The sequence below is a fragment of the Paenibacillus sp. FSL H3-0333 genome (assembly GCF_038002805.1).
Lineage (GTDB): Bacteria > Bacillota > Bacilli > Paenibacillales > Paenibacillaceae > Paenibacillus_AQ > Paenibacillus_AQ silagei.
This window is the reverse complement of sequence record NZ_JBBODG010000001.1, coordinates 3,473,746-3,498,086: the sequence shown is the minus strand read 5'-3', so window position 1 is coordinate 3,498,086 and position 24,341 is coordinate 3,473,746. Positions and strand designations below refer to the sequence as shown.

The window sequence follows — 24,341 nt, the reverse complement described above, 5'->3', positions numbered from 1 at the left end:
TTACAGCTTGCTTAGGCCTGAACGGACTCCTCTTCTGCGGCAGCCAGCTCCTCAAGCACCTGGATTGCCCCGCTGATGCGTGTTAAGGTATATCCCAGATTGGTACGCTTCTCGTCCAGCTCCTGGATCATCTGCCGCCCGGTTTCAAGCTCTGCCTTCAGTTCGTTCATGCGTGCTTCTAATTGTTCTTTCATGAGTTCATCCTCCTAAGGTTTAGGCACCCTGCAGGGTGTCGATTTGTTTTTGCATTCTTGTGATCGCTTTCTGCTGATCCTTCATCACGCTGGTCAGCACAGCAATGATATCCATCCCGCTGATCGCCCGCTGCTCCGGATCGGCCAGAACGGCCGGTACTTCCTCCGCAATGAAGCCGAGGGTCTTCGGCTTGGTGCCTCCTTTGTATTTAAAAGAGACCGGGTTCAGCCCGTCCAGCAGCTGCTTCGCTTCCTTGACCGGAATATCCGCAATATTGTCCTTCAGCTCGCGCGAAGACCACCAGTACATGCTGCCGTTGGCATAGACCCCGCCGCTGGCATGAAGATAGATGCGGTCACCGGCATCATTAGAGACTCCGATGTCCAGCACGCAGTTCTCCCCGCTGGTCGGATAGTACTTGATCCAGGCCGAGTCGCCGCTGCCGCCGCCGGGATCGGACGGGAAGATAATCCCGTTATTGCCACTGCCTGCGCTGGGGATCAGGGCATTTCTCACTTCCAGGCTGCTATGGACAGAAGCATAGGACCAGTCGTTGCCGTAGTTGAGCACCAGATGGCTGCCATTGTCGACCAGCGCCCGGCCGGGAGTCCCTCGGCGTCCGGGATAACCGATGTAGAAATCAGCGCAGCGGACAATGGCGGCGAATTCCTCAGCTACATCCAGCTTTTTGAATTTGCCGGCGAAGTTGAACACCTCTGTCTTGATACTGCCTTTGATCTCAAGGTCGCCGCCAATATAGGCGCCCCCCTTCACCTGCAGGGAGCCATTCACATCCAGGTTATCCCAGATGGAGACTCTGCGGACTCCTGATTTCCCGTTTCCCGCGATCATCAATGAATTGTAGTTCGTAGTATCGTTACTGATCTCGGCATGGTTGGGCGATTGACCCGTGAAGCCTGTCCAGCCAGAGGTGAAGCGGACCGGATTCTGGCCGCTCAGGATACGCAGTTCCCCTGCCACATCCAGCTTATCGGCAGGCTCCAGCGTTCCGATGCCCACGTTGCCGGATGCTATCAGGGAGATATGGTCACTCCTGTCATTGGAGGTGCCGATCTCCAGCGTGCAATCCTCACCTGTACGGGGATAGTACTTGATCCACGCCTGATCCGACCCGCCTCCGCCCGGATTAGCCGGGAATATAATACCGCTGTGCGCCCCGTTCCCCGTGCTTGGAATAATCTCCTGGGAGGCCTGCATTGTCCCGTTCACATACAGAAATCCGTTCACATCCAGCCGGTCCCAGATGGCGACCTTTCGCTTCTGCCCGGCAGAGTTGTTGCCGACAATCATCAGCGCCTTGTAATCTGTAGTATCGTTACAGATCTCCGCACCGTTCATCTGCTTGTCGGGAAAGCCCGTCCAAGCGGAGGTGAAGCGGAGCGGGTTCCGGCCGCTGAGCAGGCGTACGCTGCCCTCGACATCCAGCGAATCCTCCAGTACCTTCTGCGGGCCGATGCCGACATAGCCGTTCTTATTCCAGGAGAGCGCCTGCTTGTCTGTGCGGGAGCCGTCGGCGTTAACCGTCCGGGTTCCGAGGGCCCCGCCGCTGCCGCCGAATACTACCGGACCATCCACCTCTGCCGCAGCGAAGGGCTTCCCGGCTCCGAACCAGCCCAGACCATGCGAATGGTCAACCGTGTCCGGGTTCGTTCCTTTCAGCAGCAGGATTCTGTCGTCCTGCAGGGCAAGATCAGCATCACTGTACAGCTTGCCCGCCCCGGTGAAGCCGAAGCTTTGGCCTGCTGATGAAGACAGCTTACTGTGCCGATGCAGCAGATCAGCGAATTCAGATTTGATCAGGCTATCCCACTCATTGCCGTAGGCAATGGTCTTAAGATCGTTGCCGAGCCCGGCCTTGAAGCATTTATCCTCCTCCACCCAGACAATCCGTGCATCATGCTTGCCCCCGTCGCCCCGGTATACTTCCAGGCCGCCATCACGCGCACCGGGAAATACATAGTTCGGATCATCCGTGTTGGGGCTGTTCACCTCAACGAAGCTGTTCATAATCCGCATCTCGCTCTGGGCCTTGTCCTTGCTCTTCAGAATCAGCTCGCCCTCAATCGTCAGCGCTCCGGCCACACTCATAGCCCCGGTGAAGCGGGTCTCGGGAGCTCTAATCTCCAGCACTTTACCGGCCTGCAGTGTAGTCATAGACGGCATCGCTGCCAGAACGGCTTCATTCAGCCCTGCACTGTCCATGCTGTCTTCACTCTGAACCGGGATCACCAGCTTCTCCGTGACCAGCTTCTTGCCGGCGGCACCGGCATAGGTTCTTAAGGGCGTCCGGGCCGCATCACTGTCGTAATCGTAAATACATGTACTGTCGATGGTAATGCCTGCCCCTTCTGTGCGGGGAACCACCCGGGCCAGAAGGATCGTATCGGTACCCTCAGGCTTAGTGGTTCCGTGACTGATTTTTCCCCGCTCCCAGATATGGATCTGTTCCCCTTGACCACGCTCAATGCTGCGTTCGGCCCCCACCTCTTCGTAGCTGACCCAGATGTAGATATTCTCATTGGCGTTATACTCGGAGAGGTTGACCGGATTATCCGGATGCCCTTCATAGATCAGGATTTCCTGGCTGATGCTCTCATACTTGTCGCCGTTCTTGACCAGCACCAGATTCAGGGCCAACCCCTCCGCAATGCTCACCTTCATGGATTCCCCCGGCTTTGCCGAGGGCAGTACCTTGAGCCCGCAGACAATCCCCCAGGTATGCAGATAACGGTTATGCAGCCGCTGCAGGCGCAGGTGAAACTCCTGATCGAGCTTATAATCCTCAGCGTTCAGGAAGAGCCCGTCAAAGTAGCTCATTCTTCTTAATTCTTTTCCCATGATTCGCTTGCCTCCCGGTCTATAATCTCTATTGCTCTGTCATACCCCCGACTAAGGTCTCCATCCCCACACGCCCATAGACCCCCAGACGCATAGACGGGACTTCAATATTCAAGCTGGAATTGGTGTAAAAGGGCCGCTCCTTCCGGATCACCTCCTGCAGATTCCGCACCTTCTGCTGCAGCAGGCTCCGGCTGTACGCCGGGAGGATGATATGGACGGAGAAGTAGCTCGGCTCGGCCGCCCCAACCATCGTATTGATGCCTATACGCCGGGCATTACCGAGACGGACAGGCTCCTCGTAGCTATAGATACGGATGGCCGCCTCTTCACCGGCGTGAACCTGCAAATATTCGGCCAGACCGCCCAGGGTTCCGCGTTTCTTGTAGAGCTGGACGATGCTGCTGATCAGCTTGCGGTTAACGGTGCTGCGTGTGTCCGCAAGCGGAAGAATCTGCGTAGGGGCAAGCGTGCGCTCCAGGTTATCCTCCTCACCGTCATACTCTACGCCTTCGGCCAACTGGAGGCCCACCCAGCCTGCAAGCCAGGGCAGAAACTGTGAGGGAGCCGTCTGCGGATCGAAGTATTGATGCAATCCGTCCAGCAAGGCCTCCATTCCCACAGATTCCGCGCCGGCCGTCCCCGTATTGCCGGAGAGCATGGCTTCGAAGGCCTTCAGGAACCGTCCCAGAAAAAACTGTTCATCGGACTCCCCCGATTTCTGCTGGAACACCCGGGGGAGATACTCCACATAACTGTACCCGTCTGTCTTGCTCATGCTTCCACCTCAATCTTTAGGTCCTTCAGCTTAAATAACTGGAATGGCAGCAGGTCGGGCGAGTCCAGAGTCACGCTGGTGACATGATCAATACCGGCGATTCCCTCTACCAGATGATACAGATCCGAGGCGTACAGCTTCCTCCCAGGAAGCCAGCCCTGTCCGTGCTCTCCCCCGTTAACCGGGTCCAGGAACTGTACAATACTATCGTTCACGATACTCCCGATGCTCTGATTCCCGGCGGCAACCGTCATTTCGATCACAACGTCCCGGTAATCAGGCTCCACGACATGGACACGGGTCGTCAGCAGCTTGCTCTTCTCCAGGAAGGCCTTAACCTGCTGCTTGATCTCCGTCATGTCTCTGCGCAGATCCTGCTGATTCGCAGTCTGGAGCACCAGAACCACCGACACATGCCCGAAGGCTTCTTTATTCCGCCCGGTGCCGTTCTCCATATCCGTATTAATCAGACAGAGCGTTCGGACCGCAAGGTCGGGATACGTACTCCGAATCCCCGGGATATCCAGCAGGCTCTGCCTCGCCAGCAGCTGGTAATCTTCTGCCGTCACAGCCCTATAACATTCGGAGAACTGCTTCGCTCCGCGGGATATTCCGCTGGCCAATGCCTCTCCGTCCTCCAGGGTGATACCCAGCAGCTTGAGGAATTGCTGCTTGCTCTCATCGGTCACCTGGTCAAGCCTGTAGAGGACCATCTCCGTGAAATAGGCGAACAGCTCCACCAGCGTAATCCCGGGATCGGAGGGATTATAGTTCGTCCATTCCGGATCGTAGAGCGGAATCAGCGCAGTGGCGTCAGCCACAAGCTGGTCAAAGCCAAGATCATCGAGCTTCAATACTGGAAGCGGCATAGGTTCTTCCTCCTTTCTGTAGTTACGGCTCCAAGGCATTACAATACGGACACCGTGCCACGGTATCCGGTATGCCGGACAGCCCCATCAGATACCTCCGCTCTTCCATGCGGATATCCTCCAGCCCGCACGCTGCCGTGGTTGCGGTCAGATCATGAATCAGGTCTGCACGCTTATCCATAAGATACGGAAAAGGATGCTCCTCCGGCTTGTTCACCAGATGCAGCCCGCCGCAGATCAGCTCATCCTCTTCCAGATGAATATTGCCGCTGCCGATGGTGCGGATCTTGAGCGGTGTAGTGTTGATGTATTCATCCGTCCGGCTCAGGAAGACGATATCCTTCTCCTCGAATACGGCGGTCTTCACCACAAAGGTTACCGACCCCGAATCCAGCCTATTGAGGATATACGTCCGGACCGTCAGATCATCCGTGAGTTCAAATTCCAGATCGCTGCCCTCAGGATAGCTCTCGGCAAGCGGTTCTTCGTCAAGGGTCTGGCATTCGAGCATATCACCGTCAATGGAGAGAACAATTAGCTCCACCGGCTTCCGGGATCTGTAGCGGAGCCTGATGATTCCGTTCTCCTTGAATCCTCTGATCACCAGCGATTTCACTTCATCCCCGGCCTCCACCGGCTCGGCAAGGGCAAATTGAAGCGCGTTGTCCTCAGAGCGGACCAGGCTGTATTTCGGATAGGCGGCCTGGGGCTTATACGGCCCGTTCTCAAGCGGCTCCAGCTTCAGCGTGAAGCATTGCACGGAAGCCTTGACGAGCACATCCGATACATAGTCAACTCCCGGCGTCTGCTTAATCACGGCATAGACCTCGGAGACATACAGGTTCTGTCCCAGCTCCCAGCCCGTGTTCCCGTCTGCGCCCTTAAGCGGATGAAAGAACTGCTTCAGGTTATCGATGATCCTGCCCTCTGCTACCTTCCGCTGGTCTGGAGAGGTAAATACTACGGTTGCTTCCACAGCCGTGCGGACATAGTCCGGGCCAATGACCTCAATCCCCGGCTCGGCGGTGTTCAGGGGGGCCGAGATCCGTTCGCACAGATAGGCTTCAATCTCACCGCGCAATTCCTGGCTCGGCACCGGCCTCGGATCGTCTGTCTCCGGTACCACGATCAGGGTAGCCCTACCCGGGGTGAATTCCAGCTCCCGGTTCATAGCACTGAGACATTTCACCTTGGCAATCTGGGGCATCGCTTCACGCACCAGCCATTCCATGTCCTCAGCGGTTACGCCCCTGTTCCAGCTCTTCAGCGTATGCGGCCCGCGAAGCTCGGCCTTCTCTGCTTCCTCCTGATCAAAGCCGCCGTCCGCTGCCACCGGATTCGTTACGGAATCCAGCCAGCTGTAGCTGTCCCATATGCGCGATACCGAGCCTGCGGCAACATTCCCGGACGCCCCGCCGCCATGCTTGTAGTCACATAGGATGTTGTCAGTGCCCATAGGCGGAATCATTCCGCTCCGTCCATCCCCGAACATGATCATTCCGGTGCTTCTGTCCAGCATATAGTGCCTTGAATCTGAAGAGGATACGGAGAATGTATCTACTTCCTCCCACGGTATCCATGCCCCCTGACCGGTGGCTTCCCGGACCTTGAGAAGCTGACCGGGCAGCACGGGTATTTTGGACAACTGAACGATCTGATTCTCCTCACCATTGCTGGAGCCCAGAAGCTCTCCTGCAACGGTATTGGAATTGCGGGCCCAGACCGCGTTAGCGAGAATGGCATCCACCTGCGGGACAATCTCGAACCGGCCTTCATCCAGCCGGGCACGTATCCAGTACTGCTCCGTACCGAACAGCGGCCGCTTCGCAATATCTCCCGGCACGGCAAACTGTAGAATCTCCCTGCGGGTGAAGCCTCTAATCTCATCATTCACGCTGAGTGTCAGCCATCTTCTGCCGTCCCAATACTCCCACGCAACCACCGGACGTCCCAGCTGTTCACCGGTTAGCGGGAAGAAGAGGGACACGGGCAGATCGCTGATATCACGGTCAAAGCCCAGATAGAAGGTCGGCTCCGTCTCAGCGCACGGATAGAAGGGCTTGAAATACTCGCCTTCGTTCCGGCAGGCCGCCGACCTGTCGGCGAAGCTGAAGTTATTCTCTGTGAGTACGGTCTGCGGGTGCGCCTCCAGCGTGTAGCTGTAGGCAATACTGAGCTTACGGATGGAGGGCGGCGCGTAAGTCGCCTGGGTCACCTTGAGCTTGGCTACATTGATGCTTCCCTCCCCAAGCTTGACCTCTTCATCCTGATATTCGTATTTTGCATCCTCGCCGTAATTCCCGCCGGTGATGCGGGCCCGGACCCAGTACTGCTCTTCACCGCCCAGCGTCAGCTTCTGGATACCCGGACAGACGAAGCTCAGCGTTCCGCTGGCAGTAAGGCTGCTCACCGCACGGAGGGCAGCACCGCCATAAGCTGCACCGCCTTCGTCCGTTCTCTCCTCAAGACCGGTGATCGCAAGCCATTCCTGCCCGTTCCAATATTCCCAGCCGAGTCTCACATACGGTGTGTCCGGCTGCTTGCTGATCTCCGGCTCCGACAGCTCCACCCTCAGCGTAATCCGGGCACCCGGCTTCGAGAAGGCCTCCCCGCAGGCGATATAGAACGTATCGTTGATTCTGGGCTTGTCCCCCAGCGGATAATAATCCTTGCCCATATCCAGCAGGTTTCCGTTATTCACCGTCACATCCGGCGGTAGCGGCTGCGGACTAACCACGTTAAGCTCCAGGCGGATATCTTCGATATCTGGCATTAGCACTCCGGCGGTTATAGGCTTCTTCAGCTCGGCGAAGATCCATTTGCCCGGCCATTCCCGTAGCGTCCCTGACGATCCGTACCCCGCCAGCGTCTTCGTATGCACGCCAGTCAGCCGGTCGAACCGGACCACTGCCCTCCACAGAGCATTCTCTTCCTCTTCCGCTTCGGCTATAGAGGAAGGATACAGCTGCACAGAATTCCCTTCTTCATCGAAACAGAACCAGTCGATATGGTTCAGCAGATCCCCGGTTCTGTCCTGCCCCGGCGCGGCCTTGCTCAGCGCAGCTGCATCAGGCTTGTTGAAATAGACCGATAAGCTGCTGCCCGCTTCCTGGAATCCTAACAGCTCTGTATGCCCCAGATACAATCTGTGGACTACTGTCGAATCGCCCCTGAACAGCCGGGCAGGTCTGCCGGCAGGTCCCCCGGCAACCAGATCATCCTGATTGCTCCACTGGTCCTCCTCCGGATCGAGACTCGCCGCCCGGACCGGCTGTGCCATAATGACGGTCAGATCCTTGTCTGTCTCAAAAACCACCTCCGCCCCCTGCTCCGGCTGGGCGGATACCCGGGTTCCGGCCGGAACCGTGTTATAGCTGCCCGAATCCGGCTTCAGCCGGAAGAGCAGCGGAACTTTGGCAGCACGGGGCGGAGTAGGATGAATGCCGATCAGATTCAGGAAGGAGGTGAAGTTCTTCGCAGGCGCCTGATTCAGCCGGCTGATCACTTTGCCCATCATCCCGGTGAAGATATGGACCAGCGCATCTTCCTTCTTGTCTGCCTCAAGCTCCGGCACATCCGTCCATTCCCGGCTGCAGTATTGGTAGATTAAACGTCGTAGCTCGGGAACCAGGTGTTCCTGATCCCGATTATCAATAATAGGTATTTGCTTTGGCATTATTTCCCCACGCTTTCAAGGAAGAATGGATAGACCAGATTATATTTGCTGTTGCTGGCCCTGATCGAATAGTCAATGGACACCTCAAGCTCGGAGCGGTCTGAGCGCGGGGTGACCGTAATGTCGTCCACTTCAATGCGCGGCTCCCAGTTCTGCAAGGCTTCTTCAATGAAGCTTCGCAGCAAGGTTGCGGTGCTCATGGTATTGGGCGAGAACACCAGCTCATTCAGTCTGCAGCCGAAATCCGGCCGCATGACCCGCTCGCCGCGGGCCGTTGACAGAATCAGAATGATCGATTCCCGGATGGAGTCTTCTCCACCGGAGGATCGGAGACTGCCCCGCTGGACAGCGAGCGGATACGTCCAGCCCCGTCCCAAAAAATCTACAACTTCCATCTCTCAGCCTCCTATTAAGACCGTTCCCGTAGCAGACACTTTCCCTGCCGGTAGGTCGGCCGGATCATTGCAGGTCAGCGCCGGATCACCGTTTCTGGCAGCCTTTTTCCCGTTGATAAATACCGTTGTGCTTCCGGCGCTGATGGTCCCCTTATTGGTTGGAGGCTTCTGAAACGGGCCTCCCTGCGGAACATGGGCCGGCGTATTCGTGGCCGTAGAATCCATGGTGGCTGCCGGCTGCCCCATAATCTTGACATTCGTGCTCAGCGCACCGTCCAGGATTCCCGTGAAGGGATGGGGCAAGGGTGTCGGAACGAGAGCCGATCCGGCTGGAAGCATCACGATATGTGTATCCGTCGCCAGAATCCGGTCGCCTTTTTTCGCTGCAGGCTGTCCCATGAATGAAGCCCCCTCTCTAATTGATGTTGACCGTAGCCCCTTTGATCGTCATACTGGCGGCGGCTTTGACCTCCATTCCCGCCGAAGCTTCGATAGCGGTACCCGCCGATGATTTCATTTCAATGGATTTGGCGGACAGGGACAGCTTACCTCCCGCCGAGATTTCAATATCCGCACCGGCGGATACCGATACCTTGTTAGCCTTGGTATCCAGGATGATCCGGTTCTTGCCTGATTTGTCGCTAATCCGGATCTGCTCCGCGCCGCCCTTGTCATCCAGCTTGATTACGTGGCCCTTGGCGGAGGTAAGCGTGATGCTCTCTTCCCCCTTGGTGTCGGCGAACTGCAGAACATGCCCGCTGCGGGATTTGAACAGGCGGATATTATTCTTGCCGTCCTTGTTGGTCTCCGGCGGCAGGTCTTGTCCATTCCACAAGGAGCCAATGATATAAGGGCGGTTGACATCCCCGTTCTCAAAGGCTACCAGCACCTCATCCTCCACCTCCGGCAGGCAAAAGGCTCCCCGCTCCTTCCCGGCCATCCAGGACGCCATTCGCGCCCAGTTGGATTCCGGCATCCCCATCAGCGGGATCTTCACCTTCACCCGTCCGGGCCCAGGCTTATCCGCATGGTTCGCCGAGTCATTATTGATGACAATCCCCACCATTACACCGAAGATCCGTCCCTCATTCATGATGCTGTCCATAAAATTGCTAATTCCGGGTCCTTCACTCATAGGCCAGTCCTCTTCACCTTGAACGTCGTGATATAGCCCTTGCTGTCGATCTTGTGAACTGTAGCAACAATGTAATAAATGCCGCTGAAGCGCTCGCCCAAACCCATCAGCTTCACAGTCTGCCCCGCCCGGAGCTTCGGGTTCCCCCAGCACATGCCTTCCCCGGCAATGAATTCGCGCAGACGGCTGTTGTAAGCGGCGGCAGCCAGCACCTTGGCTTCGTTCATATCCAGCAGATTCTCGGCCATAATGACAATCGGTGATTCCCCGACCGCTGCGGTGCTGATCGAGAAGCCGCCTTCCTTCCCGCCCATTCTGGTCGTCTCTTCCCCGCTCTTAGCGATGGCCTCAAGCTCCTTCTTCTCCTTCACATCCCAGCCCTTAAGCGTCACTTTACTACCCCGGGTAAGAGCCCTAAGTTCCAGATTCAGCCGTTCAAAATCCTTCTTGAAGCTCATCTCCGGCAGCACCGGGGCCTTCACAGACCGCGACTTGACGAAATGCAGCTTCTTGTCTGCCGCGAACAGCTCATAATCGAGCAGGGCTGCCCGCTCCAACAGAAATTCGTAGTTGCTCTGATTATTCTGGAAGAGGTAGGGATACACCGTTCCGGTATCCTCGACCACAGGGGTCAGTCCATGCTCCTTGGCGATTTCCGCAGCAATGTCACTATCCTTCTTCTTCAGAAAAGCCTTGCTCCTCGTCCCCATACGCAGCCTGTGCAGCAGATCATATCCGCGGATATCCAGCACCGAATGCTCCGCGAAGTTCAGATCCAGCGAGGTAATCTCCCCGCTGATCATCGGCTCCGGCTGGTCGAGTCCAAGGGAGAGCTTCAGCTGGTCGCCCGGCTTAAGGCTCGTCAGATCCGTTCCCCGCCACATGCCGCTTCCGGCATTCACCATATTCATCTGGATGGAAAATACCGCCGGCAGATTAAGCTCATCCTCCAGCGTGACGCCTTCCACCGCCGCTGTCAGTTCAGCGGACAGCTTGCTTCCGTTCAGCTCAATTTTGTAATTCGCTACACTGGTGCCCATGCAATCCCCGCCTTAATCCGGGATAACCAGAGTTCTCCCGATATCGTTTTTGCCAGGAAAGCCAACCGGATTGACGATCCTGTTCAGCTCGGCAATTCTGCGCCAGGCCAGCGGCTCCTTCAGCGCCTCATTCGCAATGAGATCGAGCCGGTCCCCGCTTTTGACCACCCACAGCTTCCGGCAGGCATTCAGGCCCTGGCTGTCCTCCACCGACTTGTCCGGCTCATCCGTGATGAAGGTCACATCCAGCAGCGAGCGGACAGGCGTGCCGTTATCCATGAACATGGTGAACTTCTGCTCAATCTTGCTCAGCAGGCCGCGGTAGGTGAAGCCGCCCCAGACGAACATGCAGACCGGCGGTTTTTTCGTGCTTTTGCCGCTGACCTTGGGATCAAGCAGCGAGGTCAGCTGCCGGGTTTTCTTGCGGACATCCTTGCGCTGCTCATAGGTATCGTAGAACAAGGAGACCTTGAACTCCGGTGTCTCTGTGATCTGGAACTGCTTATTGTTCTTCTCCCCGGTATATTTGCCTTCAAAAGAAACGGTGTACTCATTGGGGTTAAACATCACCTCAATGGCACCCACGGGCAAATCCAGAGGAATGATCTTCGCTTTCTCCGCCATTATCTTAGCCCCCTCCGATCCTTGCGTATTGCCATTCTCTTCTCCAGCACCTGATATACCCGCTCAGCCAGCTGATTCAGCTCTGCTGCATTCATGGCCGGCGGCGGAACGGCCTTGGTGAAGGTCTGCGCCGGAGCCTGGGCCGCCTGTTCCTGCAGCACACGCTCCAGCTGCTGCTGCATGGGCTCCGGCAGAGCCGCGCGGGGCGCTTCAGGCTTCCGCAGCACCAGGCGGCTATGGCTGGCGGAAGGCTGAAGGTCCGGTTCATAAGCAGGGCCAGCCTTCAGAAGCTGGCTGCCCGGCGACCTTCGCTGCGGGGCGGACGGAAGCTCTGTCCGGTCCGCAGCGTAGATCAGGTCAGCCTCCACCGGAGCCGCAGGCCCAGGCCCTCTTGGAGCTGACCGGCCTCCGGCTGCGGCCATTCGCGCGGAAGCCGCCCGCCTGGCCGCAGCTGGTGCACCTGACTCGTCCCCAAGCGGCAGCAGGATCTGAGGCTGCGCCAGCTGCAATGACTTCATCGGCTGCCTCTGATGAACCGTACTAACGGCTGCGAGCAGCGGGCTCAGAAGCTCCTGCCTGCTCTCCAGCTGTTCAAGCGTTGCCGTCAGCTGCTGACCTAAGCCGAGCTGAAGACTGGTATTTACGCTGGAATGCGGAAGCAGCAGATTATCGGGCTTGAAGCTGAGGGTGGGAGTCTTAAGCTGTGCTTCCACAGCGGTCCCGACTGAGCCTGGGACGGTCTCCCGTTCATGCTTCAATGATTTTGCCCGTACAGAATGCCCAGACTTCTGCCACAAGGGCTGCGCTTCCGCTCCGGTCTCCCTTTCTTGCTTAACGCCATAAGTCCGCAGCAGCTGCATCACCTGCACCAGCTGCTGCTGGTGATGGACTGTATGTGCCGGTCTACCTGTCACCCTGTCCTGCTGCCCTGGAAGGACAGATGAAGCCAGCAGTTCGCCTCTGTTTTGCCGGTCTCCACCGCTTCTTTCGGCTGTAACGCCTAAAGGCTGCGGCTTCAGAACAGACGACCCGGACGGCGCAGAGACTTGCACCTGTCTTGCTCCGGCTGGATGAGCAGCTACAGGTTCAGCCGGATGAAGTGCTGTATTTTGTATGTGATACTCCGTTGTTACCTGATGTTGATTGCTTCTATGCTGCCAGACTCTCTCTTGCAGCACCTGTACCGAATCAAATCGTCCGGCTGCTGAATGAAGCCCGCTCCGCAGATTCTCAGCTTGACCAGGAGAAACAGATGGAGCGCTTAGTCCAGGCCTGATGCCGCTTTGAGTCACCAACAGGATGCGGCTTGCCGGTCCCGGCTGTACCTTCTCTGGTACTACCGGATAATAGAATGTCTGATGGATATGGTTGGTCACCAGGTCCGTACGCTGCAATGTCTCCGGTTCCGCAGCATATAGCGGATTGTACCGCAGGATTAGGCTATTCAGCTTGCTCCGCCAACGGGTCAAGCCGTATTTTGCCAGAATCGACTGAATGAACTCGGTCTGCTTCTGATTCGCAGGAGCCGCCGCGCTCCGAATGCTCCGGCTCATTACCGGTACCTGTACAGCCCGTTGTGAGTCAGAACCAGGCTCTCGACGGCTACCGCGCTGCTGCTGGCGTTGAACGCCGGCCCTTCCCATTTGATGGGGCAGGCTTCGATGAAGTTCCACCACACCTTGGGCGTGCCGGAATGATCCAAGAGACAGATGGACCCGCTGCGTCGCCGGATGACCCCATTGACCACATTTTGATACCAGTTCCACAGATATTCATCATTCGTAACCCCGTTTTTCAGCGTCAGATCCGAGTATTTGGTCGGTCCCAGGAACACAAATTCCTTATGATTCTCGCCGCCGAAGGTTTTGCGCTCCACCTGTGTCTCCACGCTAAGGCCTGAGACCTCAGAGAATCCGGCCACGGATATCCCGTCAATTTCCACGATGAAGTTATAAGCAAGAAAGGGATCTTCCCGGTACCCGGGCACCCAGCTACTTTTCGCGCCGATATTTAGCATATTTGCCTTCATGTTATCCTCTCCTAAGCCTCAAAGAAGTTCTTCTTCTCTTCCCCGCCACTCAGCTTCTGGTTGATCCGGCTGACTTCACTGCACCAGCGGTCCCGTTCAGCGTGCTCCAGGTTCAGCACCGCCGTATAGTCCCAGTGCAGATAGTAGGTCAGAAAGGCTACCTCCTCGTAGAGGCGGTCAAGGGGGTAGCCGACTATTCCCCCGGCGGTTCCAGTTCAAGCTCGAAGCGCTGCTCGCATTTGGGGCACTGCGCATGAACCGCATTACTTCCGTTCTGGTTAATCCGGTTATACAGATCCTGCAGATAAGCGAAATCCGAGGTATACAATTCTTCGATGACTCTCGGTGTAATCATGCCCAGCCCGCCCAGTCCGGTGACCACTCTGGAGAGCAGAATGACTGTCAGATACGCAGGGTTCTGCTGAACCCTGGAATCCCGTAGCGGTGTAATCTCATCGGCTGCGGTAGCCAGACGCATGGTCCCCTGCTTATGCAGCGTGCCCGCTTCATCCACGTACCCTTTGGGCAGGGTGAAGCTGAATTCAGTTTGTAATAGTTCCATGATCTCCCTCACTTCCTCCTCTAGACCATCCTCATGTCTTCGCTTCCTTCCGGCATCCCAGCCATGAATATGATGTCCATACCGTCCAGCTTATGTTTTGGCGTATCGCATCACATCCACAGTGACGATGACGAAGGGCGGGAAGCTATTTCACTCTGCGTACCCCTTCATGCACCAGCTCCATCGACTCGACAGAGACCTCGTTGCCTTTGGCGCTAAGGGCGCTGACATCATACTTGATCGGCCAGGCTTCGAGGATATCCCACTGCGCCTTGTCATTGCCTTCTTCATCCACCAGGATGATCGACAAGCTCTTGCGGTTCTTCAGCGCGCCTTTATCCTCAATCGACTTGCGCCAGTTGTAGAGCTCCAGGGAGTCGGTCAGACCTTTTTTCAAAGTGATATTCCCGAATTTGGTCAAGCCCGACAGCTTGCGTGCATGCGGGGCATCGATGCCCTCCCGGTAGTCCACAGCCTCTGTGGATGTATCCGGTATCGTTGCGTCTGCGAAGGCTGCGGTCTGAATGCCGTCAATTACAACGCGGAAGCGGTAATTGCGGTAAGGGTCTAATCTTTTGCCGGTTGCCATAGGATAAATCTCCTCTCAATCTCTTATTTGGATAAGGTCTTCTGGCTGACCCGGATGACTACGAATTCAGCCGGTTTGACCGGGGCTACACCCACTTCGATAATCAGCTGGCCGGCATCCCGCACGGCAGGCGGGTTGTTCTCCTCGTCCACTTTGACGAAGAAGGCCTCTTCCTGCGTGGTTCCGTAGAGCGCACCGTCTCTCCATACCCGGGTCAGGAAGGCCGTAAGATTGCGTTTGACCTTGCCCCAGAGGCTTGGATCATTCGGTTCAAACACGACCCACTGGCTGCCCTCATCCAGCGATTCTTCAATGTACATCATCAGCCGCCGGACGTTGACGTAACTCCATTCCGAATCGGCGGACAGCGTTCTGGCTCCCCAGACACAGATGCCTTCCGGCAAGGAGCGGATCACGTTGATGCCGCCGGGATTCAGCAGCTCCTGCTCCGCCTTGGTAATGATCTTCTCAATCCCGACTACAGAATCCAGATAGCCGTCGGTGGTGCCGGCCGGTGCTTTGTGGACACCGCGTACAGCATCGACATAGGCATAAGTTCCTGCAATCGCCCCGGACGGCGGCACAAGCTTCTGCTTCCCGGTCAGCGGATCGTTGATATAGACCCAAGGATAGTACAGGGCGCCGTAGGACGTATTGAATGAATTGCCCGAATAATCGCCCGCCCCCTCCTTGAAATCCTTGACCTCCAGCGGGCTTAAGCCATGCGGAGGATCTACAATGAAGATGCAGTCTTTTCTCAGCTTGCAGTAGTTCAGCATATCCAGGATGGTGCCCCGGCTGTACGCCATATCTGCAAGGTCTGGAGCTGCTACAATGTTGATGCCGTCAATCGTATCGAACGCGTGGATACCGGCCCGCTTGACCGCATCCCCCAGGAAATCAATCGGGGACATCCCGTTCACACCGCCGCTGAGGGACAGGGCTGTTTCATTGAACGCCGGCGTTTTCTCCATATTCTCCAGAATGGTCAGGTCCACCAGCGGCTTCACACTGACGAAGGCGGATACCTGATTCACCTTTTCTTCAAAATTGATCAGCAGCATGTTGTCGAAGATTTCGACGATTTTGCCCTCTTCGTCTTCTCCGCTGTATTCATTATTGAAATCACTGTCCAGCAAATACTGCACAATCATTTTGAAGCCGAATTGCTGCTTGTTGGAGGACGGACCGATCTTGACCGAAATGCGGTTGCCCCACTCCCCTTCCGAACGTGCAACTACCTTGAACAAATCCAGATTATCGGTATCGCGAACCGCAAGCGAAGCCGGCCGGATGTCGGTGGATGCGGCTCTCACTACATAGCAGGAGGTGCCTCCTTCCGCAAAAAAGTTATACACGGCATAAGCCAGATAGCCATTGGGGATAAACTGGCCGAACTCATTGACGAACTGGCTCCAGTTGGTGACCAGTACCGCTTTGCCGATGACCCCTTTTTCTGCTATTCCGACGAAGGCCCCGACAGAGGTGCCCACACCGGCAATCGGCTTGACCCCGCTTGAGACTTCCTCCACATACACGCCTGGCGATAAATAATTTGCCATCTCTTACCCTCCTAAAAAAGTTTAATTAGCTTCTGCTTCTGAGAGAAACCTTCGGCAAAACTGGCTAAGGAAGCATAAACTTAAGGTTGGTCAGCTTACACAATCCGGTTAGGCACAGCTGCCTTTGTCTGCGGAATATCCGCTTGTACGGGTGCCTTGCATGTCATTCCCTCCATGAATCACTCCCTTCACAGAAGCAGTCTCTGCCAGCCTGACTACAGGGGATGAACGCCCAGCTCTTTCACCTCAACCCGCGGGATCAGGATCGTCTTATCCGCAGGCAGCCGTACCGGCGACACCAGATAGGACAGGCTCACCTTAGCCGGCTTCCCGGGGAACACTTCCCACAGCTGCTTGATATCCTGAATCGTCAGATTGTTATAGGAGATCCGGATTTTCTCATTGCCGCATTCGGCCAGGTTCCCCCGCAGATCGCTGCCGCTAAGCACCGGATGCTCATGGAACAGCTGAAAGATCCGGCCCAGGATCAGCTGCTCAGTCTCCCTGTCCTTGGCATAAGGTGTGAGCAGATAGTACAAATCCAGATAAGCCGGCGGATACATGAACTCATTCTTGCCGCCGGTCGCTTCCTTCTCACTGTTGCGCATACTTGGGCTATGGCTCAGATAATACAAACACATTGAGAGCTTCATCGTTGAGCTGTCAATGTCACTCGGAGAGCCGAAGCTGATGAAGCTGTCATCGTTCAGCTCAGGCACATGCGCCTTCAGTAGCGCCTTCAGGCTGGTGCTGACATCTCTTATTACCGTACCTGTATCCACGGCCATGCTTATTTCACCTCGATCAGTGTGTGATAGGGCGCATAATCCGATTGCAAAAAGGTTCTGCCCAGCTTCAGATACTCCCGCTTGGCCGCCAGCATGATCTGTTTCATCCCGATCGAACAGCCCTCATGAGCCGCATAAAAGGCTGCATTCAAGGCAATGTTCTTGATGTTGCCTCCAGCCAGAATGAACTTCTCCGCCATGAAATCGTAATCCAGGCCGGCATCAAGCGGCGCTCCCGCCGGGAACATTCCCTGCCAGATCCGGCCGCGCTGCTGCTCCTCCGGGAACGGGAATTCCAGCTTGAAATGCAGCCTGCGGGCAAAAGCATCGTCCAGATTCTGATTCAGGTTGGTCGCCAGAATCACAATTCCCGTGTACTCCTCCATCTTCTGCAGCAGGTAGCTGATCTCCACATTCGCATACCGGTCATGCGCATCCTTGACCTCAGAGCGCTTGCCGAACAAGGCATCCGCTTCATCGAAGAAGAGAATGGCGTTCGAGGTCTCCGCCTCATCAAAAATCCGCGACAGATTCTTCTCGGTCTCCCCGATATACTTGCTCACAATCTGCGAGACATCGATCTTGTAGATTTCCAGACTCAGCTCAGTCGCAATCACCTCAGCGGCCATTGTCTTCCCGGAGCCCGGCGGCCCCGAGAACAGGATGTTCAGCCCTCTTCCGAGCGACAGCCGTCCCGCAAAGCCCCACTCCCCATAGACGAGCGCACGGTATTTCACCTGACGGCAGATTTCCTTCAGCTGATTCAGCTGCTCTTCGGGAAGCACCAGCATATCCCAGGTATACATGGCTTGGACTTTCGAGGCCAGTGCCTGGATTCTGCGGCTGGACTGGAAGTAACAGGCTTGGTATAGATCCTTCGTGCTGATCCCCCTCTCCCTGGAGCCGTTCCAGACGGCGATGTTCTCACCGCCGTTCAGTGCGGCCCGGATCTGGCTTGCCGTGAAGCGGAAGCTGCCGCTGACTTCATCCAGTTCCATCTGCGGAGACAGCTTATACTCCTGGCCGAAGGCAGTCCAAGCGGCCTTGCGGGCCGCCGCATCCGGAAAGGGCAAGTCCATCTGCATGAAATTCAGCGGAATTCCGGTGAAGCTGATCCCCCACTGCGCTTCTCCAAGGATGAATGTCAGCGGTGCGCAGGCTGCCAGCATCTCCATAAGGAGCCGGATCTGCAGGCTGTAGCGGTCATCCTCTGTCACCAGGCTGTCGAAGCCGGTGAAGCAGAGGGCCGTCTTCATCAGCAGCGCATGCCGTCCAAGCAGCCTCAGCATTTCGCTGAAATCAGCCTCAGGGCGCAGCAGCTTCTCCAGATCGGCAACCAGCACAGAGAGTCCCAGGGTTCCGCAAACCTCGCGGATACCTCCGAGCTTCACGGCCTCATCCGGCCCGCTAACGTATAGCACGCTGCCAGAGCTACCGGAGCTGCCGGCCCCGCTGCTGCTGTAATGCTTCACGAACCGCAGCAGCTTCTGCTCCAGCTCAGCAGGGAAACGGGACTGCTGCGGAAGGGGCACCGTGCTAAGATTCGCTGCCTTCGTCAGGCGCTCATCCAGCACCTCATAGCCGAGCAGCAGATTCACCGCCCAATCCTCCAGCTTCAGCGGCCGGGCGATTAGCGGAATGCGGCTGTCGCCGTACTCCCCTCTTCGCTCCAGCAGCAGCTTCATCAGCGGCGCATTCGCATCGAACAGCAGACGGGCCGCCTGCCGCTCCTCCTCTGCCCCGGCGAATACATCCAGGACCCAACCCACCGAAGGGCGTTTGTCCGACATATCATTCTGCAGGTAGGCATAGATTCGTCCATACTTGCCGTCCAGCTCAGGCGCCAGACAAGCGACCAGGATGCTTACCTCCAGCCCCGACAGGTTAAGTGCTGAAGCCACCTCCGGGAACATGAGCCTGGGAGCGGGACTGGTTACCTCCAGCCCCGGCAGGCTAAGTGCAGAAGCCATTTCTGTGCACGTAAGGCGGAGAGCTGGACTGGGTGACTGACCTGCTGATGGGTGGAAATTAGTCCTCAGTCTGGCAGCGATCTTCCGTTCCAGATGAGCTATTTCCGCTGTTAAGAGATTGATGTAACGCTCATCTTCCGGCTGGACATCCAGCAAACTGCGGATCTCCTCGTCCACAAGCTCCAGCTCTGCGTGCGGCTGCGGTCCTTCAAGGTACCTGAGCTTGAGTCGGAGCTCCAGCAGTTGCAGCTCTTCTGCGAGATGCTCTTGGTTCGAGCTGTAGGGCGGAGCGGGTTCGCCGCTCTCCTCTCGGGGAGCTGCTGCTTCGGAATTTGCTTCAGGAACTGCTGGTTCATGAGCGGAAGCAAGAGCAGCAACATAAGCAGCTCCTGTGCCAAGCTCGGTAGCTTCCACCCGTTCCACATCATCAGAAGCCTCCGCTGTTTCCTTTCGATAGCTTCTAGCCCATTTTTTGAATTTCATCGGCAGTTCTGTCCTCACTCTATATTTTCTTGTTCATATATAAAGTAAGTTTTGGGTGGGGGATTACAACTGGGGGGAGGGGGAAATGGTTAGTTTTTTTATCAGCTTGGATTTTTCAGTTATATTAAAAAAGCCAAGAAAATGAAGATAACAAAAAACAGGTCAATCATGGTAGTATCTGACCATAATTGACCTGATTGATTTAACGGTTGAAAAAATGATGGGGTCATTCGGCACTTGGTAGCCCCTTCACGTTATTAATATACACTTAAAAACATTACCACAAAAAGATTATATTATTAAACTTCATCGTCCTCTTTTAGCAATATTGCATCCAATCGTTCTCTCTCTTGTGCAATTTGGCGTGATAGTTCAAAGCTATTCATGAACATTTCAAGTGGTAACTCTTCTACCCCGTCTTCAGTTTGTTTAAGAATCCTAAATTTTGATTGATGTGTTGATAATACCTGGACTAAATTTTTCATTAACTCCAGTTCCTCTTTGTTTCTACGATTTACAATCATTATCGGTATATGATTCATGCTGTTAAATTTAATTTCATGAAGGGATAAATTCACATGTTTTTTTGTTGTCATTAACAATTTACCGCTTATATTTGAATCCAGTAATAAAGAATATGTGGACAAAATACCTCACCTCAAATATATATTTTATTCTAAAATTCCTCTGGGAATTGCGGATTCATTGGTTTACCAGGTAAACTCTTACGATATGAATTTCCATGCCAACGTTTTAAATGTTCTTTAAACGTTGCCGGATATATAATCTCTCCTTTGTCTGCTAGATGGGGATTCTTAGAGACTGAATAAGCATGATGTCCTGTAATAGTTTTCCCATTAAAAGTGGGTGCTTTATCATTTAAAATATCATTTATTTGTTCTTGCGACCATTCACGAGTTGTTTGCTCACCATTCCTAATTCTTGCTCTTTCCTGATCCCAGAATTTTTGCACCCCTTCATCCCTTCTTGAATCGAGTCTTTTATTCCATTGAAGTCTTTTCCACTCTTCTTTAGTTATCGTTCTATTATCAACCTTTTTATTGAATTTTTTCTTTGTCCTATATCCCAATTGCTTATAAGGGCTAGACTTCGGTGATAAATCAAGTCCTGCTTTCTTCGCCCTTTGGTTAATAACATCACTCGGGTCCTCAAAGCTATCAAAATCAATCTTATCTTTATCCCCATCTGCATTCATAGAGATTTTTTTTAGCTCTGTATCTTCTAGCTTACTGAGTTTGCTATATTCCGCATCACTAAGCTTAACCGGCTTCTTACCCTCTTGCTTTAATTTCAGGAACTTTTGATTGAAATCCTGCTCCTCTATGTCCTGCATAGTCCCGTCAATCAGCAACACCCAAGGATTAACCTCGCCATACAGACGGATATGCTTACCCTTGCGCACCAGCTTAAACTTCTTGAACTTGAACTTTTGCAGAATCCGGTCCAGCAGGCCCCGGAGATTTTTGGCCCCCTTCATAAGCCCTTTTTGCAGGCTCTTGATCACGACTTTACCATTACGTATAATCATGCTGCCGCTCCTGGAGGCCAGCTTGGCTCCGGATTTCAGCAGGCTCTTGATGCCTTTGGCTCCTGCGCCTACAACGTTCTTCACCCCGCTGGCTGCCGCTCCGACGCCCTTCTTGACAGCTTGTCCGGCTTTCTTGAGGTTGGCTCCGACAGCTTTGAAGCCACCCGCCATCGCCAGCTCAACCAGTCCCATCGCCAGTGCAGTAGCGAGCGCAATCGCGGCAGGTTCGATCATCTTCTGCCAGCCCTGGCTCAGGTAGGTGCCGATGTAGCCGGCGGCTTGCGCTAAGGCTTGCGCAATAGAAACAATTGCCTGAGCCTGCATCGCAACAGTGATAATATTAATAATAGGGGGAATAAGAACAGTAATGGCACCGCCACTGATGGCAAAAGCAGCACCCACAACAACTAATACTCCAGCTATGCCTGCAAGCAGCTGTAATCCATGGGCCTTCATCCATTTTATTACAAATGATTTAATTTGGTCAAACAACATTTTCGCATTGCCTGCGCGCAGCTTCGCACCGTCTGCGATTTTGCCGCCAAGGCTCTGCTTGGCTGCTCCGGTGTCGAATTCCGCCATAATGCTGTCCATTGTTGCCGGGTCACGGCTGCCGGACATCTCCTTCGTTTCCCCGTCCTTGAGATTGGCTTCCTGTATCAGCGCCGGGTCCATTTCACCCTGCTCCACCGATTCCATCTCAATATCTTCAGCGGTCAACTTCTCATCCGCTGCCGGACCCGCGCCCTCTGCCTGTTCTGCAGCTCCGCCTTCTGCTGCTCCAGCCCCCATTGGCTTGGAGATATCTACTCCGAGCAGATACTCCCACATCTTCCCTTCCAGATGGCTGAATGAACGCTTCGCTGCCTTCCCGAGCGCTCCTATACGGACGAGCACATCCAGGAAAGTTGCAATCAGCAGATTGCCGAGCGTTGAGATCAGCTTGGAATAGAAGTTCTGCACTGCTGCCAGCGCCTGATCCACTTTAGCAGCCAGGAAGTCCATCACCTGAGTGACCTTGGTCTTGAGCTTCTGGGCCAGCTGGTTGACCGCTTTAATGGCCTTATTGACAACTCCGTCAATCTTGCTGCATATCTTGGCCGCAATGCCGGGGAACTTAGCAAATACAACGGACACCAGCTTTTTAAGCAGCACACCCAGTCCCTTGATCAGGGTTGTAATCAGCTTGCGGCCCAGTTCAATGATGCCCAGCACAGCCTGCTTCGCTTTGTCAAAAATAAACTTAACTGCTTTGCGGAGACCCTCAAAAATGAAGTTGACTGCTTTCTTAACGACTTCGACGACAGCTTCCAGCTTATCCTTCACCCAGCCGAGGAAGCCGCCCTTCTTCTCTTCCTTGGCCTTCTCCTGTTCATGCTTGCCGTCTGCTTCCTTCTTAGCTTTACTGTAGGCCTGCGTCGCTTCCCGCTCCGCTTCAGACTGCTTCTTCTGAGCTTCCCGCTCTTTGTCTGTGCGGACGCTGTTGATCTCCTGCTTCTTCTGCTGGGCGGCTGACCCGGCCTGTTTGGTATAGTCCGTCTCGGCAGCATCCAGCTCCTTTTTCCACTCGCCCTGCAATTGGGTGACTTCTGCTTTGGCTCCAGTCTGCTGGCTGATCTGCTTGTTCTTCGCCTCGGTCTCGGCCTGCCGGATTTGCGCCTGGCTGTCAGCTTTGGAGCTCAGCACTTTACTGTCGAATTTGGCTTGTTCCTTCTTATATTCCGCCTGCTTGGTACCAAGCTGCTTCTTCATCTCTGGAGCCAGACTACGGTTCAGTCCGGCAGTCATATCTGCAGGCAGTGCCAGCGCAGGCAGTTTTTTGGCCCCGGGTGCCTGCCCGCCTTTCAGCCCTGCAGCAGCCTTCACCACGGTGCCATCCGGCTCGGGATAGATCTCATTCTCCCCGAACGGCTGCTTGATCTGGCCCATCTCCGCCTGCTTGGCTGTGCTCACCTGCTGGGAGGCCTCCTGATGAAAACCCTCCAGCTGGGAGGGATCTGCCTCCCCGGTCATGCTGATTCCCGGCGGCTGGGCGGCTGCGGAGCGGATCTCGCTTAACATCGCCTCCGGATTGCCCCCGGAACCGGATGAACTAATGTTCATTTTATCCAGCTTGCCTGCACTAACAGCCGCGCCGGTACGCTCGCTTTTGAAGCCTTCCTTCACAGTGTGCTTCAGCGCTGCCGGTTTCTTCCGGGCCTGCAAGGGCTTCCCTTTCAAGCCGGTCGGTACCGGAACAGCAGGCAGCCCTTGCTTGGTCTTCTGCGTCTGCTTCGTGAAGGCACCGGAGGATACATTCACCGCCTGGGCATAGGCATCCCCCAGCTCTGTGGGCTGAACCTGTGTCAGCTGATCCAGAATCTGCCCCGGATCTTCACCGCTGATCTTCACCGTCTTGCCCTTCGCCGGCTTCTCCTTCCCATCTCCCGCTAACGCACCGAGTGCTGCTCCAAGCGATGGCTCCTTGGCGGCTTTCTTCGGTGCATCTGCTCCTTTGGAGGCGGCGGACTTCTTGGCTGGCTCCGGCGCCTCCTCTCCCTGGGCTGCTGCGGACTCCTCCGCCTTCCCGGGATTCAACGGCTCCGCAGACGGCTCTTCGCCGGCTTCTTCTGCAGACCGAGCGTCGTCCTCTCGTTCTGCCGCTTCAGCTTGCCCCTCTGCAGCGGCCTCAGCCCTCCCCTTTGCCCGGGCAGGCGCTGGTGTCTTTTTGACGGCTACGGGACCTGAAGAACTGCCCCCACTAGCAGGCTTAGTTTGTGTGACAGACGCAGCAGCGCTTGCTGCCTGGCCCTCGGGCTCCTCCTTGCTCTGCATCTTGGCTTCAGCCGGAGCGCTGGCTTGCTCTGCTTCTGCTTGCACCGCTTCCGGTGAATCCGTATGCTCTTCCATCTGGGCTTCTGCGGCCGCGCTCTTACTTGGTCCAGCCGCCTGGGTTCCATGATCTGCCTGCTCTTTCTTCTTCCCATCCTCCTTCAGGCTCGATAACAATTGAACCACGGCCCGGTTGCCGAGTGTGCGCTGGAGCGCCAGCTTGTCTTCACGGCTTAAGGAAGCCGGATTCTGGCGGACACGCCGGATAATCTCTACCGGGTCCGGTTGTTTCGCGGCTGCCGGACGAATGAATACCTGCGGATTGCTGTAAGGTTTATGGCCGCCGGATGCTTTATCTTTCTCCTTACTTACGGTTGCTTGGGTCTGCAATGGATTCCCCCCTCTGTAAAAAATCGATCCTATAGAT

At 55.4% G+C, this 24,341-nt stretch carries 20 protein-coding genes; all 20 read right to left on the bottom strand.

Translation table 11 applies throughout. The annotated features are described in order from the left end of the window. Positions 1-11 precede the first annotated feature (11 nt). Positions 12-194 (bottom strand): hypothetical protein, encoded by a 183-nt coding sequence (locus MHH78_RS15310; RefSeq protein WP_036733381.1) that lies wholly within the window; start codon positions 192-194, stop codon positions 12-14. Between the two features lie 19 nt (positions 195-213). After that, complete coding sequence (locus MHH78_RS15305) at positions 214-3,054, bottom strand: tail fiber domain-containing protein (RefSeq protein ID WP_341167888.1); 2,841 nt, start codon at positions 3,052-3,054, stop codon at positions 214-216. A gap of 28 nt (positions 3,055-3,082) precedes the next feature. Continuing rightward, positions 3,083-3,832, bottom strand: a complete 750-nt coding sequence (locus MHH78_RS15300; RefSeq protein ID WP_341167887.1) for a phage tail protein — start codon at positions 3,830-3,832, stop codon at positions 3,083-3,085. Further along, complete coding sequence (locus MHH78_RS15295; RefSeq protein ID WP_340951953.1) at positions 3,829-4,701, bottom strand: hypothetical protein; 873 nt, start codon at positions 4,699-4,701, stop codon at positions 3,829-3,831. Before MHH78_RS15295 ends, MHH78_RS15300 begins: the two co-directional genes overlap by 4 nt. Positions 4,702-4,723: 22 nt before the next feature. Then, a complete protein-coding gene (locus tag MHH78_RS15290) occupies positions 4,724-8,377 on the bottom strand; it encodes a putative baseplate assembly protein (RefSeq protein WP_341167886.1) in 3,654 nt (1,217 codons plus the stop codon). Then, positions 8,377-8,772 (bottom strand): GPW/gp25 family protein, encoded by a 396-nt coding sequence (locus MHH78_RS15285; protein WP_036733369.1) that lies wholly within the window; start codon positions 8,770-8,772, stop codon positions 8,377-8,379. Before MHH78_RS15285 ends, MHH78_RS15290 begins: the two co-directional genes overlap by 1 nt. Before the next feature lie 3 nt (positions 8,773-8,775). Further along, positions 8,776-9,171 carry a PAAR domain-containing protein gene (locus MHH78_RS15280; RefSeq protein ID WP_076083201.1) on the bottom strand — a complete coding sequence of 132 codons (396 nt, stop codon included), beginning with the start codon at positions 9,169-9,171 and terminating at the stop codon, positions 8,776-8,778. 16 nt (positions 9,172-9,187) lie between these two features. Continuing rightward, on the bottom strand, positions 9,188-9,907 hold the full coding sequence (locus MHH78_RS15275) for a phage baseplate assembly protein V (RefSeq protein ID WP_076083198.1): 720 nt from the start codon (positions 9,905-9,907) through the stop codon (positions 9,188-9,190). Next, entirely contained in the window at positions 9,904-10,947 is a 1,044-nt protein-coding gene (locus MHH78_RS15270) for a phage late control D family protein (protein ID WP_341167885.1), read from the bottom strand. The genes MHH78_RS15275 and MHH78_RS15270 overlap by 4 nt, the downstream gene beginning before the upstream one ends. A 12-nt stretch (positions 10,948-10,959) precedes the next feature. After that, positions 10,960-11,571: a CIS tube protein gene (locus tag MHH78_RS15265; protein WP_036733360.1), complete on the bottom strand. Its 612-nt coding sequence runs from the start codon at positions 11,569-11,571 to the stop codon at positions 10,960-10,962. Next, positions 11,571-13,124 carry a hypothetical protein gene (locus MHH78_RS15260; RefSeq protein WP_341167884.1) on the bottom strand — a complete coding sequence of 518 codons (1,554 nt, stop codon included), beginning with the start codon at positions 13,122-13,124 and terminating at the stop codon, positions 11,571-11,573. Before MHH78_RS15260 ends, MHH78_RS15265 begins: the two co-directional genes overlap by 1 nt. Beyond that, a complete protein-coding gene (locus tag MHH78_RS15255; protein ID WP_036733355.1) occupies positions 13,124-13,600 on the bottom strand; it encodes a phage tail protein in 477 nt (158 codons plus the stop codon). The genes MHH78_RS15260 and MHH78_RS15255 overlap by 1 nt, the downstream gene beginning before the upstream one ends. 11 nt (positions 13,601-13,611) lie before the next feature. After that, positions 13,612-13,797 carry a DUF6760 family protein gene (locus MHH78_RS15250; RefSeq protein WP_076083189.1) on the bottom strand — a complete coding sequence of 62 codons (186 nt, stop codon included), beginning with the start codon at positions 13,795-13,797 and terminating at the stop codon, positions 13,612-13,614. Then, the gene (locus MHH78_RS15245) at positions 13,794-14,162 is read right to left on the bottom strand and encodes a hypothetical protein (protein WP_036701224.1); all 369 of its coding nucleotides are present in this window, start codon (positions 14,160-14,162) and stop codon (positions 13,794-13,796) included. The genes MHH78_RS15250 and MHH78_RS15245 overlap by 4 nt, the downstream gene beginning before the upstream one ends. A 145-nt stretch (positions 14,163-14,307) precedes the next feature. Then, the gene (locus MHH78_RS15240) at positions 14,308-14,751 is read right to left on the bottom strand and encodes a phage tail protein (protein ID WP_019910188.1); all 444 of its coding nucleotides are present in this window, start codon (positions 14,749-14,751) and stop codon (positions 14,308-14,310) included. 23 nt (positions 14,752-14,774) lie between these two features. After that, positions 14,775-16,313 carry a phage tail sheath family protein gene (locus MHH78_RS15235; RefSeq protein ID WP_341167883.1) on the bottom strand — a complete coding sequence of 513 codons (1,539 nt, stop codon included), beginning with the start codon at positions 16,311-16,313 and terminating at the stop codon, positions 14,775-14,777. Between the two features lie 215 nt (positions 16,314-16,528). Next, complete coding sequence (locus tag MHH78_RS15230) at positions 16,529-17,101, bottom strand: DUF4255 domain-containing protein (protein ID WP_341167882.1); 573 nt, start codon at positions 17,099-17,101, stop codon at positions 16,529-16,531. 2 nt (positions 17,102-17,103) lie between these two features. Beyond that, positions 17,104-19,554, bottom strand: a complete 2,451-nt coding sequence (locus MHH78_RS15225) for an ATP-binding protein (protein ID WP_341167881.1) — start codon at positions 19,552-19,554, stop codon at positions 17,104-17,106. A gap of 299 nt (positions 19,555-19,853) precedes the next feature. Then, positions 19,854-20,150, bottom strand: a complete 297-nt coding sequence (locus MHH78_RS15220; protein ID WP_076086847.1) for a hypothetical protein — start codon at positions 20,148-20,150, stop codon at positions 19,854-19,856. Between the two features lie 80 nt (positions 20,151-20,230). After that, positions 20,231-24,304 (bottom strand): HNH endonuclease, encoded by a 4,074-nt coding sequence (locus tag MHH78_RS15215; protein WP_341167880.1) that lies wholly within the window; start codon positions 24,302-24,304, stop codon positions 20,231-20,233. Positions 24,305-24,341 lie beyond the last annotated feature (37 nt).